The sequence below is a fragment of the Xylanibacillus composti genome (assembly GCF_018403685.1).
Taxonomy (GTDB): Bacteria; Bacillota; Bacilli; order Paenibacillales; family K13; genus Xylanibacillus; species Xylanibacillus composti.
Genome location: NZ_BOVK01000023.1, coordinates 1 through 12,424, shown reverse-complemented (window position 1 = coordinate 12,424; position 12,424 = coordinate 1). Strand labels below are relative to the sequence as shown.

The 12,424-nt window shown below is 54.2% G+C and carries 8 protein-coding genes and 1 pseudogene; 7 read left to right on the top strand and 2 right to left on the bottom strand.

Annotation, left to right across the window (positions count from 1 at the left end; all coding sequences use genetic code 11):
• Positions 1-228 precede the first annotated feature (228 nt).
• Both XYCOK13_RS09230 and XYCOK13_RS09225 read left to right on the top strand, forming a co-directional pair.
• Positions 229-3,168: a glycosyl hydrolase gene (locus XYCOK13_RS09230; RefSeq protein ID WP_213411853.1), complete on the top strand. Its 2,940-nt coding sequence runs from the start codon at positions 229-231 to the stop codon at positions 3,166-3,168.
• Positions 3,169-3,354: 186 nt separating this feature from the next.
• Positions 3,355-3,708 carry a VOC family protein gene (locus XYCOK13_RS09225; protein WP_213411852.1) on the top strand — a complete coding sequence of 118 codons (354 nt, stop codon included), beginning with the start codon at positions 3,355-3,357 and terminating at the stop codon, positions 3,706-3,708.
• 90 nt (positions 3,709-3,798) lie between these two features.
• Here the strand turns inward: XYCOK13_RS09225 and XYCOK13_RS09220 are convergent, their stop codons facing one another.
• Complete coding sequence (locus XYCOK13_RS09220; RefSeq protein ID WP_213411851.1) at positions 3,799-4,716, bottom strand: DNA-3-methyladenine glycosylase 2; 918 nt, start codon at positions 4,714-4,716, stop codon at positions 3,799-3,801.
• 167 nt (positions 4,717-4,883) lie between these two features.
• Here XYCOK13_RS09220 and XYCOK13_RS09215 point away from each other — a divergent pair, with 167 nt between their 5' ends.
• On the top strand, positions 4,884-5,516 hold the full coding sequence (locus XYCOK13_RS09215) for a bifunctional transcriptional activator/DNA repair enzyme AdaA (RefSeq protein ID WP_213411887.1): 633 nt from the start codon (positions 4,884-4,886) through the stop codon (positions 5,514-5,516).
• Positions 5,479-5,985 carry a methylated-DNA--[protein]-cysteine S-methyltransferase gene (locus XYCOK13_RS09210; RefSeq protein WP_213411850.1) on the top strand — a complete coding sequence of 169 codons (507 nt, stop codon included), beginning with the start codon at positions 5,479-5,481 and terminating at the stop codon, positions 5,983-5,985. Before XYCOK13_RS09215 ends, XYCOK13_RS09210 begins: the two co-directional genes overlap by 38 nt.
• Before the next feature lie 82 nt (positions 5,986-6,067).
• Here XYCOK13_RS09210 and XYCOK13_RS09205 read toward each other — a convergent pair whose 3' ends face one another.
• A complete protein-coding gene (locus tag XYCOK13_RS09205; protein ID WP_213411849.1) occupies positions 6,068-6,775 on the bottom strand; it encodes a MerR family transcriptional regulator in 708 nt (235 codons plus the stop codon).
• Between the two features lie 219 nt (positions 6,776-6,994).
• On the opposite strand from XYCOK13_RS09205, the gene uvrA reads away from it, so the two are divergent.
• From uvrA to XYCOK13_RS09195, 3 genes and pseudogenes are all read left to right on the top strand, one after another.
• Complete coding sequence (uvrA, locus tag XYCOK13_RS09200) at positions 6,995-9,547, top strand: excinuclease ABC subunit UvrA (RefSeq protein ID WP_213411848.1); 2,553 nt, start codon at positions 6,995-6,997, stop codon at positions 9,545-9,547.
• 180 nt (positions 9,548-9,727) lie between these two features.
• Positions 9,728-9,997: pseudogene (locus XYCOK13_RS22235) on the top strand (TetR/AcrR family transcriptional regulator); the annotation flags it as partial.
• A gap of 441 nt (positions 9,998-10,438) precedes the next feature.
• Positions 10,439-11,746, top strand: a complete 1,308-nt coding sequence (locus XYCOK13_RS09195) for a phytoene desaturase family protein (RefSeq protein WP_244865095.1) — start codon at positions 10,439-10,441, stop codon at positions 11,744-11,746.
• Positions 11,747-12,424 lie beyond the last annotated feature (678 nt).

Sequence of the window (12,424 nt, the reverse complement as noted above, 5' to 3'; positions counted from 1 at the left end):
CGTAAATTTTCGCAAAAACCACCCTGTCATAGGACTTTCGTTTCATTTCGTAAGCGTTTTCATTAAATCTATTGACGGATTTTTTGTGCCAGATATGATAGAAGTACAGGGGATTTCCCTGTGAATAGAAAGACGTTTCATGTAATGAAGATGGCCCAGAAGGGAGGAGAGAACGAAAAATTTTCGTGAATTGGAGTCAAGGGAAAACGAAACGAAGGAGATGGTTTGATGAAACGGGTTGGCATTGGGACAGTATGTTTGTTGCTTTTGTTGATGCTTTTGCCGTCCAACAATGTGAATGCGTTCCCGGGCGAGATCAGCCTCGGGGCGGGCTCTTACTCGACGGTCCTCCCGCCCGGTGCGACGGACGTGCAGTCCATGATCTACCAGACGTCGAATGTGCAGGGCAAGATGCCCACGAATGATTGGTGGAGCAACCTGGCTTGGGATGCGTATTCCGAAGCGCAGTATCCGCATCCGTTAGCGATGAAGAATGGGGAGCGGGGCATGCGGATTTATTATCCGGGCAACCGCATTTCCGCCAATTCCGCCGCGATTATGGGCTGGATGAATGATATTCATGACTTTACGGTAGGCCACAGCAATGCTTCCGCTTTTCCGGATGCGAAGGTAGACGGTTTCAGCGATTGGTTCGTGACAGCGGCTTACCAGAACGGCGGCAACGCCATGAAGGTCACTTACGGGCATGGATCTCCTTATGTGTATTTCGAATACACAGGCGGAAATCCCAAGCTTTCCTTCTATACGCCGCCAACTGTCTGGCATGGCGACGCGAACAGCCCTGTCCTTGGCATTACCATGGCCGGAGCGCATTACGCGCTGTTTGGTCCATCGGGGAGCACGTGGAGCGGGATCGGGAGCGGAGAGCTGGTCAACAACTTGAACGGGCGCAATTATTTTTCCATTGCGGTGCTCCCGGACAATTCCGCTGCTACTCTGCAGAAATTTCAGCAATATGCCTATTCGCACGTAACCGACAGCAAGGTTGGCTGGAGCTATCATTCCTCAACAGGCACCGTGCATACGACATACACCTTGTCTACGGTTGCCAAGGAAGGCTCGCAATCGGGGTCGATCTTTGCGCTGTATCCTCATCAATGGCGAAACAGCAGTGCCAGTATGCTAAGCTACACGTACCCTTCCGTGCGCGGTGAAATGAGAACGTTGGAAGGCTCCTCTTTCAGTACAGCCATGGCCTTCACGGGCGTGCTGCCGTCACTGCCGGACATGGGGAATTATAATCGGGCAACGTTGGCCCAATATGTAGATGAAGCCGAGGCGGAGGTCTATGACCGCAATAAGGACACGTACTGGATCGGCAAGCAATTGGGCAAGCTGGCCGTCCTTGCTCCTATCGCCGACCAGGTCGGCGATGCTGCGGCAGCCAATCTGTTCCGGAATGAAATCAGGGGAACGTTGGAGGGCTGGTTCAAAGCAAGCAATAGCTCCGGGAATCTGAAGGCGCAGAACTTGTTTTACTACAATCAAAATTGGGGAACCGTCATCGGATATCCTGCCAGCTTCGGCTCGGCTGAGGATCTGAATGATCATCATTTCCATTATGGGTATTTCATCAAAGCGGCAGCCGAAATCGCCAGAGTGGACAAAAATTGGGCGAATGCCTGGGGGCCGATGGTCGAGCTGTTGATTCAAGATATCGCCAATGATGACCGCCAGAACGGGATGTTTCCTTTCCTGAGAAATTTCGATCCGTATGCGGGGCACTCTTGGGCATCCGGTCACGCGCGCTTCGGCGACGGAAACAACAACGAGTCTTCCTCGGAAGCAATGAATGCGTGGGCAGGAATGATTCTATGGGGCGAGGCAACCGGCAACACGCGGATTCGCGATTTGGGCATTTACTTGTACACGACGGAAATGAATGCGATCAACGAGTATTGGTTCGATGTGCATGAGCGCAATCATCATCCGGACTTCAGCCGCGCAACTGCGAGCATGATCTGGGGCGGCAAGACGGTCGGCGATGCGGTATGGTGGACGGGCAATCCGGAAGAAGTGCACGGCATCAATTGGCTGCCTATTACCGGCGCTTCGCTATACCTTACGCATTATCCCGTCTACACGAATACGAATTACCAAGCGTTGGTGAGCGAGAACGGCGGCACGAATTTTGATGCCTGGGAAGACCTTATCTACATGTATCGCGCTATTTCCAGCCCGAGCGAGGCGAAAGAGATGTTCGCTTCCCGGTCGGCGGCTATGATCCCGGAAGCGGGGAACTCCAAGGCGCATGCCTATCACTGGATTCACAATCTGGATGCTATAGGGAATGCCGATCCAGACGTAACGGCCGACTACCCGATTTATGCCGTCTTCAACAAGAACGGCGCCAAAACCTACGTTGTCTACAATATGACGAACCAGGAGCGGACGGTTCGCTTCTCTGACGGCCATGTGCTGACTGTCCCGGCCAACAGCTTCAACATCGGGAACGGAAGCGGCGGTGGCGGGGGAAATGCGGCAGCAATCCCCGGCAAGATTGAAGCGGAACATTACAGCGCCATGCACGGTATTCAGACGGAAGGAACCTCTGATGCGGGAGGAGGCGACAACGTAGGCTGGATAGACACCGGAGACTGGCTGGAATATGAGGTGGATGTGCAAGCGGCAGGGACCTACACGGTGAAATACAGGATAGCCAGCTTGGAGGCAGGCGGTGAAATCCGGCTTCAATCGAATGGGAACACACTTCTGGCAACAACTGTTCCGGTAACGGGAGGCTGGCAGAACTGGCAAACGGTAACGGGCACGGTTGCTTTGAATGCCGGTGTCCAAACGCTGCGGCTATATGCAGGCGCCGGCGGGTTCAACTTGAACTGGATCGAATTCGAGGCAAGCGGCAGCGGGGGAGGAGAGCATGTGACGGATGACTATACGGCATGGACTGCGCGCAACTCCGCTTCGCAAGCGACGGTTCATTTCACACCGACGACGCCTGCCGCTTACGTAGACATTCATTACACTGTCAATGGCGGCATTCAGCAAAATTTGCGGATGTCCCTAAGCGGGAGCGCCTGGACCCAGGCGATCGGAGGGTTGAGCAGCGGAGACACAATTGCCTATTGGTTTACTTATGAGAAAAACGGGCCTCAGTACGATTCGCCGACCTATGTCTATACGCACTAGTTGCCAGTTGCTTTGCGCATCCAAACCCTGACGAACAGCCGTCAGGGTTTTTGCTTTGCCCTCACCTCCATAAGCGCAAACGAGAAGAAATCTGCAAGTGTCGCCCATGATATGGTGAACACGATTCCGCTCGCAAGATGAAGGGTCGATGGTTGCCATATTCAAAGCTACGGAAGGGGTTTTGTGATGCTTACACATGCGCTTCAAATCACGATACTGGTGAAGAATCAGGAAGAAGCCAAAGCATTTTACACAGAGAAACTCGGGTTTGTCGTCCGGATGGAAGAACAGTTCGCCCCGGGGTGGAAGTACCTGACTGTGGCTCCGCACAGCAGCAGCGAAACCGTGCTTGAGCTTGCCGAGGCAGACACACCGGAGCAGGAGCAATTGATTGGCAGGCAGGCTGCGGATCAAATCCTGGTCATGTTCGCTACGAATCGTATAGACCGGGATTACGAGGAGATGAAGGCGCGGGGTGTGGTATTCCATGGAGCGCCCAAGCAAGTTCCCGGGGGGAAAGGCGTCGGCTTTGAGGACTAGTATGGAAATAAGTTTGATTTGTTTCAGCTGGGCGCCAAGTAAGGCGAACGGCCGCTGCTGGTTGCCTGTTCTTGTACGGCGCGATTACCTTCAATACAGCGTTCGCCACAAGTAAAAGGTTGCGTAGGCCTCCCATCCCTGCCAGCGTCGCGCCAATCGTTGAAGCGCTGCTTTCGTCGGTTTGGCCTCCTGGTGCAGCAGCAGTTTGATGGCGTTGTGCAGGCCGACATCGTCGATTGGGAACGCATCGGCAAATCGCAAGCAGCGCATCAAGACATAGTTGGCCGTCCAAGGGCCAATTCCGCGAATCGCGGTCAAGAGCTGCTCGGCCTGTTTGCAGCCGGACGAGGCCAGCAGCATCTCCTTGGTGAGACGGCCTTCGGCGATAAGCGTGGCGACGTGGATCAAGTATTCGGACTTCCTGCCGCTCATTTGCAGCGGGGCCAGGTCCTGCACGCTTAAGCCGGCAGTTGTCTCGGGTGATGGGAACAGCCAATAAGAATCCCCCTCGTACGGAACCGCTTGGCCGAAGGCTTCCACGAAACGGCGCTTCAACGTGTAGGCGAAGGCCAGATTGATTTGCTGCCCAATAATGCCCCAACAGACGGCCTCGAACAGGTCTGGAATGCCGATGACGCGCAATCCGTAAAATCGGGGCACGACATCGCGCAGCAGCTCGTCATTTTCCGCCAATTCATAAAAAGACGATATATCTGTATTCAAGTCCAACCAGTCCCGTACGTACGCTTCGGCGTATGCCCGCATGCGTGCGGAAGGCGGAGAATTGCCCAGAAAGCGTATGGCTATGTGCTGGTATTCGTCCTCGCTCACTTCCACTACAGCAGTCTCTTGATCGCAGGCAAGCGCCTTGCGCACAGTGTTTTGCCGTATCTGATACATGCACTCATTAGAAGAACGGGACAAGTAGGACAAGTTCTCGGCAAACCGAAATGCCCCCGGTTCAGGAATGGTGACAGTTGCCGCATGCTCTGTCCGTGATTCGTTCATGAATATCTCCCCCTTTTTTTGGAATGGATCGCTCTTCGGTTCGTTCTCCACTTATAGTTGTACCATACTTGGCGAGCGGATGGTTTTGGACATCTTGCTGTTCTATTCGAAAAGGCTTACGCCGGACAAAGGACCAAGGTATACTAGGGAGAAGTGAGGTGGATATCATGGATGGCAGGGACAATGTGTCAGAAGAACAGTGGCAGGCGATCGTCGATAATGACACCGTCTATGATGGCGAGTTCCTTTATGGGCTGCGGACAACCGGCATCTTTTGCAAGCCGTCCTGCAGGTCGCGGCTGCCGAACAGAAGAAATGTGCTTATCTTTGAAGATGCGAGTGAAGCTGTGGCGGCCGGCTTCCGACCCTGCAAACGGTGCAAGCCGACGCATGACCGGCTGCCGGACCAGGAATGGGCAGACGAGATAGCCAGATATCTGGAATTGAACTATGCCAGGGCGTTGCGCCTGCAGGAGATTGCCGACCACTGCCACGGCAGCCCGTATCACCTGCATCGCACCTTCAAGCGCATCAAGGGAACAACTCCTATCGAATATTTGCAGCAGATCAGGATCAACCGGGCTAGAGCGCTTTTGCAGCAGACTTCCTGGCCCATCTCGGAGATTGCCGGGGAAGTCGGCATTCCGAACGTCTCCTATTTCACAACGATTTTCAAGAAAATGACAGGCCGTACACCCGCTATGTATCGGGAAAACATCCAGTCTGCAGAGGCGCAAAAGCGTGGACAAGAGGAGGAGCATGATGAACAAGACTGTGTACTGGACAAAGCTCGCTTGTGACGGCAGGGAGTGGTTGGCGGCGGCAAGTCCGGAAGGGCTTTGCTATGTAGGCGCATCGCTGGATGCCTTCAACGAATGGAAGCGCAAGCGGCTTTCAGGCTGCGAGGTGCTGCAGGATCAGGAGCAGATGGGCCCGTTCACAACCGAGCTTGCGGAGTACTTCAACGGACAGCGGACCACCTTCTCGCTTCCGCTTGATCTGAGGGGCACGCCGTTTCAGCAAGCAGTATGGCGGGCATTGTGCGAAATCCCTTACGGTCAGACGAGGGCGTATGCCGATATTGCGAGGGAGGTTGGCAGGCCCGAGGCGGTTCGCGCGGCAGGCGCTGCTATCGGCGCAAATCCGATATGGATTGTCGTGCCATGCCATCGGGTGATCGGCAAGAATGGCGCACTTACCGGCTACCGCGGCGGGTTGGACCTGAAGCGGAGGTTGCTCCAGCTCGAAGGCGCGTTCGTGCAGCATTAGTCGGCTGAAATAGAGCGCGGGTAATTTTAGCATAGTATGAATCTCTATGTGCTGCGATATGATTGTGCCGATTTACACGCTGTTACATTGCCGCTGCTTCCTGTTCGATCTTCTCGATTAGCGCATATAGGGCATGGATGCCTTGCATCTGCAAGCGATTCATGGCATTCAGGTAGCTGAGCGATTCCTGTGCCATGCGCCGCGCCTGCTGGAGGTCGTTGTGGTCTACTTCGCGGAGCACTTCCTTGATGATATCAAGCGACCAGACGACGGAGCGGAGCGTGTTGATGATCAGGATGCGCCGGATCTGGGCGGGGCTGAAGCAGCGGTAGCCATTGCCCGGGTTGCGATCTACCTCAAGCAGGCCCATCCTCTCCCAATGCCGAATGGCTGAGGACGGGACGCCTGTTTCCTCAGAAATTTGACCAATCGTCATTGCCTTCCCGTCAATTTTTCGTCCTTCATCCGCAGACTCATGCTCGAGGATGCGCAGCGTTCGGTCGGCGGTTTGCTTTTGCTGCTGAAGCTCCGCCTGCCTCTGATTGACGATCCACAGCGCATCATCGATACGGCCTGCCAGAAGCTGCTGCATCACCTCTCGCGTAACCTTCATCCCGAACCCCGGATTCATGGCGCGGATGCATGTGAAATAAGCGACATGCACATCGGTGTAGCGCCGATAGCCATTCTCCCCTCTGGTGACAGACGGTATAATTCTCCACTGTTCATAGTGCCTGAGCGCACTGGTGCTAATATTTAGCATCCGGGCAATGTCGATAGGTCGGATCATGCCTTTTCACGCCTCCCCATTGTCCTAATGTGCATTCAGCATAGCAAGAAGACTGCGGGAAGTAAACCGCTTGACCAACATTGATCTAAAAGCTTAAACCACCATGCTATACTTTCTAATAGAATGAATGGGTATACAGAGTATGAGGATAATCAACCTTATCACTTGCATCATAGTAGTATGATGGAAGGGAAGTGGAAAGAAAGGGTGATAGCAGGAATGGTGGAAGCAGAGAGGAAGCTGCAGGATGACGAGGGCAACAGGCGGTCTGCAGGCAACGATGTCATTGAAATAAGGGGGGCGCGGGAAAACAATTTGCAAAATGTCACGCTCCGCATCCCGAAGCATCAGCTGGTCGTTCTGACGGGACCTTCCGGGTCGGGCAAGTCGACACTTGCCTTGGACACGCTTCAAAGGGAATGTCAGCGGCAGTATATGGAATCAATGGGGATGGCGGCTGAATCCTATGCCAAGCCGAAGGTGGACGCCATTATCGGCCTTTCGCCGTCGATCAGCGTCGGCCAACACGTCACGAATCGCAATCCCAGGTCCACTGTCGGCACCGTGACGGACATTCATCCGTATTTGCGGATTGTTTACGAGAAGCTTGGAGAGAGAGCGTGCCAGCATTGCGGGCAACGGTTCGTTCCGGGCCCGCTTCTGGATGCGGGCATGGCCGACGATGAGGAGCTGGATGCACATACAGATGTGCCTGCCCTGCATTGCCCGCACTGTGCGGGAACGCTCCGGCGCTACACGCGCCGCCATTTTTCCTACAATACGCCAGAGGGCGCTTGTGAAGCTTGCGGAGGACTGGGGCATACGCTAAGTCTCGATCTGGATGCGGTGTTTGATCAGACGCGCAGCTTGCAGGATGGAGGCGTCCGGGTATGGATTGGCGCACTCATCCAATACCAGACAATGGTGCTGAATGCAGCAGCTGAATATTACGGGCTGGACTTCGACCCTGTCGTTGCGCTTAAAGATTATGATGAACCCGTTCGCGATCTGCTGTATTACGGAGTGGAGAGCGATGCCTTCTCCCGCCACTTTCCGGATTGCAAGCCGCCCAAGACCGTTAACGGCGGCAAATTTGAAGGAGTCGTCACGGGCATCTGGAGGCGCTACAAGGAAAAAGCGGGAGACAGCGGAGAAGCGGCGTTATTCCATGAACAGGCGTGCGAAGCTTGTCGAGGTGCGAGGCTGAAGGAGGAGGTTCGCAGCATCACCGTGCAAGGAGTTTCCTTCCCGGAGATTTCGAGCTGGTCCCTGCAGCGGGCATCCCGGTGGCTCGGGCAATTGCGGGACAAGCTGCCGGATGAACACAGGGAACAGACGGACACGCTGCTGCACGATATGGCTTTGCGTCTGGAGCGCATTGTGGATGTCGGACTCGGGTACCTGACTTTGAACCGCCAGTCTGTATCGCTGTCAGGCGGGGAAGCACAGCGGCTGCGGCTGGCCTCGGTGCTCGGTTCGGGACTGACGGGCGTGCTCTATATTCTGGATGAGCCGTCATCCGGTCTTCACCCGCGGGATACGCAGGGGTTGATCCGCATCTTGAAGCAGCTGCGCGATTTGGGCAATACCGTGCTCGTCATTGAGCACGATATCGAGATGATGCGCGCGGCCGACCATGTGATTGACATGGGTCCGGGGGCAGGAAGCGGCGGGGGCCGTGTTGTAGGGGAGGGAACACTCCTCGAGTTGACCGAACAAGCCGACTCCGTAACAGGCGCTTACTTGCGGAATATAGGCGCGCGCAAGGCGCCCTGGACCAGAAGAAGCGGGAATGGCAAGCGCATTGTCATTCGTGACGCGCATGCCCGCAATTTGAAGCATGTGCATGTGTCGCTCCCGCTTGGCTGCCTGACAGCCGTTACCGGGGTGTCGGGCTCTGGCAAGTCGACCTTGCTCTTCGATCTTGTCGGCGCAGGCGACAAGGAAGCGAAAGCGCGCGCAGGCTGCGGGAGCATCGAGGGTTTGGATGCGGTGGACGGCATTGTCAACATCGACCAATCGCCCATCGGACGCATGAGCCGTTCTAACGTCGCCACGTACACCGATGTGTTCACAGCCATGCGGAACTTGTATGCGAGCCTGCCGGAGGCGAAGAAGAATGGGCTGACTGCCAAGCATTTCTCCTTCAATACAGCCGGGGGCCGTTGCGAGCATTGCCAAGGGCTTGGCACCGTACCGCTCGACTTGTTCTTCCTCTCCGGGATGGAAGTGAGATGTCCCGTTTGCCGAGGCAAGCGGTTCAAGGAGGACGTGCTGCGCGTGACTTATCAGGGTCTGTCCATATCGGATATGCTGAATCTGACGGTGGAAGAGAGTTTGGGCTTGTTTGCCGGGCATTCGAAGATTGAGCGCTCCATCCGGCTTCTGCATGAGGTTGGACTCGGCTATTTGCAGTGGGGGCAGGCGATAACGACGCTGTCGGGCGGCGAAGGCCAGCGGCTTCGGCTGGCGAAGGAATTGAATGTGAAGGCCAAGCAGCACTTGCTCTATCTGCTGGATGAGCCGACTACCGGCCTGCATCCGCAGGATACGGCACAGCTCGTGCGCTTGCTGCACAGGCTCGTAGATGCGGGGCATACAGTAATTGTGGTTGAGCACAATATGGAGCTGATCCGCGAATGTGACTGGATCATCGACATGGGGCCGGAAGGCGGGGATGCCGGAGGGGAAGTCATCGCCGAAGGGACGCCGGAACAGGTTGCTCTCGCTGACGGTTCCCATACGGCGACATTTCTGCGGAAAGTTTTATAGTTCTAGGAATAGCGGGATGGACAGGGGACACCCTGCCCATCTCTTCATTTGGATGAATAGCGTAAATAAGCAGGCGCTTTCCGCGCACATTCCCTCAGGGGGTTGTGCGCGTTTTTTCTTGCATGTGCGCAGACGAAACCAGCCCGCAGGAAGCTGCGGCGAATCCCAAGTATAGAGGAAATGAGTTTGCACCGTTCACACAAATGTCATATAATGACCGTAGTATATATTTGGACTGTGGTCATCTTCTTGATGGGGCGGATGTACCCGGCAAGCTATCGCGTGCGAAAGGGGCTTCGGATGAAACCAAACCAGACGAAGGATAAGATTTATCAGGCCTCGATGAGGCTGTTTCTTACGCAAGGTTTTGAAGACACTACGCTAGAGCAAATTACGAAAGAAGCGGGAGTGGCGAAAGGCACTTTTTTTAATCATTTTCCCTCCAAAGATGCGATTTTGACCTATTTATGCGAACAGATGGTCAGCAGCATGGGGCATAAGGTGAAGGCGCGGCTGAACGGAATTGAAAGCGCGCAAAGCAAGCTGGTACATCTATTCAGACTTTTGGCAACAATAAATGAGAATGAGCAGCAGCGATTGAAGCTGATTGCGGGCAAGCTGCTGCCCTTCCAGACTGATCAAGCACAAGCCTCCCCTTACCCGGCTTTTATGTTGGAGCTGATTAAGGAGATTATGGAGGAAGGGCGCGAGAACGGTGAATTTTGGCATGGGGCGCACCCGGAGCACGCTGCGCATGCCCTGACCGGAGTCTATTTGTATACGACGATTCAATGGATTCACGGCCAATTGGCGCAACCGCTGGAGATGGCGCTTCTTAACAGGCTGCATGTCGCACTTAATGGCATCACTCAACAACGGGAGGAATTTTCGATGGAAGCATATGAAGTGCAGCAAAGCTATGATACGGTCATCGTAGGCGGAGGACTGGCAGGATTGTCCTCGGCGGCTCTTCTGGCCAAGCAAGGCAAGAAAGTGCTCGTGCTGGAGAGAGGAAATCTGGGCGGCAGAGCGGTAACGTTGAATATCAAGGATTTCAAATTCAACTTTGGGGCGCATGCCATTTATGGCCGGGACTCCTCCACGCTTCGTCTGTTCGAGAAGGAGCTGGGCATTCATATTGCTTGGCGCGACTTCAATCCGAATAAGGCGAAATATGACCTCGGTTCAACGTTGACGGATATCCCGGCAAATATATTAGGATTGTTCCGCACAAGAGTGATGAAGAATGCCAGCAAGGTCGCTTTTACCTACGAAATTTTCAAGACGCTGATCGGGAAGGAGAAGGGGAGCGCCCATATGTCCATTAAGCGTTGGATGGATGAGAAACAAGTTAGCGATGACGTGCAGGAGATGATGCTGACGCTGGCGTCCTCGAACTTCTTTACCAAAGAACCGGAGAAAATACCGTCAGATGTGTTTTTCGGCTATTACAACCGTTTGTTCACGACGAACAAGCCGGTTGCTTATATTGAGGGCGGTTGGCAGGCCTTGATTGACGAGCTTGTCAGGGTCATTGAGGAAAACGGCGGGGAGATTCGGACCAAGCAAAAGGTGACGGCTGTCAAAACCGAAGAGGAGCGCGTAGTAGAGGTAGAGACGCCTGACGCGGCCTACCGGGCGGATCGATTCATTTTCTGCATTCCGCCTATGGAGCTCGCCAAGGTGTTCGAAAACACGAGGATTGAGCACCTGCTCAAGCATTACGCCCACTATCAGGCGAGCTACGTCTTCGTTTATGACATCGGCCTGAAGGAGCGGATCGATACCCCTTACACGTATGTATACGACAAGAAAAACAAGCTGTTCATCACGGACATCTCCTATTACGACGAAACATGTGTGCCTGAAGGGGGCCAGCTCCTGCAGGCGATCGCGTATTTGAATGAAGAGGACTTGGGGAACAAGGAAGCGCTGGCTGAGACGCAGGAAAAAATCGAGCGGCTCTATGACAAGCACTTTGCCGGATGGCGCGAGCAATTGGTCGTGCCCCGCATGTCCAAGCGCGCGTCTGCCCAGGAAATCAAATGGCGCATTGATCAGCAGGCGATGCCGGTGTTTTTCCCGGACTACCGCAACCTTTATTTCGCCGGTGACTGGTGCCAGGGCAAGGGGCAGTTGTCAGAGCTGTCGTTCTCCAGCGCATATGAAGCATGTCAGCTTGTGCTGCAGAACGGATAGGCACCGGCAAGTGAGTCTGCAACGTGCAGGCATCGAACGCAAGCAGGCGCAGCGCATGCAAGGACAGGCCGCAAGCAGTCGCAGCGCATGCAGGCGACAACAGCGCACAGGAACCGAACATGCAAGTAAGCAAGTAGTCTGCAACGTACAGGAACAGCGTATGCAGGCAGGCGAGCGAGTCAGATACGTACAGGAAGTGAACATGCAGGCAGGCGAGGCACTATACAGGAATGGCATATGCATGTGATATAACCGATCCTAAGGGGTCGGTTTTTTGATTGGAAGACGCGGCGCGGAGTAAGTTCGCATTCAATGGATCTTAGCTAATGAGCAATACTTTCTAATGCATGAGGATCTAAGGGCAGCGGTCCCATTCACTCGGTTGAATGTCTGGAGAACTGCTCATGCCGCCATAAGAGTTGATTCGATCTATGTGTGATCAGGTCTGCGAGACAATAACGGAACGCTGGTCTTATTTGGCTGTGAGTGGGGGAATGAACGATATAGCGGAACAGGATGGACTTATTCGCGTGAATTTCTGCAGTGTAACCGGATTTGTGCATAGATAAGACCAACGATTTCACTAGCCTTGCATCAAACCTGACACAAACAATTCTTGAAGAAGTATTTACTAAAAATGTATGTTTGTATGAAATATTCATGGACTATCACAAAAAA

Excerpts from the sequence above, each read along its gene's own strand:
- XYCOK13_RS09230 (WP_213411853.1), top strand. The coding sequence starts at position 229 with ATGAAACGGGTTGGCATTGGGACAGTATGTTTGTTGCTTTTGTTGATG.
- XYCOK13_RS09225 (WP_213411852.1), top strand. The coding sequence starts at position 3,355 with ATGCTTACACATGCGCTTCAAATCACGATACTGGTGAAGAATCAGGAA.
- XYCOK13_RS09220 (WP_213411851.1), bottom strand. The coding sequence starts at position 4,716 with ATGAACGAATCACGGACAGAGCATGCGGCAACTGTCACCATTCCTGAA.
- XYCOK13_RS09215 (WP_213411887.1), top strand. The coding sequence starts at position 4,884 with ATGGATGGCAGGGACAATGTGTCAGAAGAACAGTGGCAGGCGATCGTC.
- XYCOK13_RS09210 (WP_213411850.1), top strand. The coding sequence starts at position 5,479 with ATGAACAAGACTGTGTACTGGACAAAGCTCGCTTGTGACGGCAGGGAG.
- XYCOK13_RS09205 (WP_213411849.1), bottom strand. The coding sequence starts at position 6,775 with ATGATCCGACCTATCGACATTGCCCGGATGCTAAATATTAGCACCAGT.
- uvrA (WP_213411848.1), top strand. The coding sequence starts at position 6,995 with ATGGTGGAAGCAGAGAGGAAGCTGCAGGATGACGAGGGCAACAGGCGG.
- XYCOK13_RS09195 (WP_244865095.1), top strand. The coding sequence starts at position 10,439 with ATGGAAGCATATGAAGTGCAGCAAAGCTATGATACGGTCATCGTAGGC.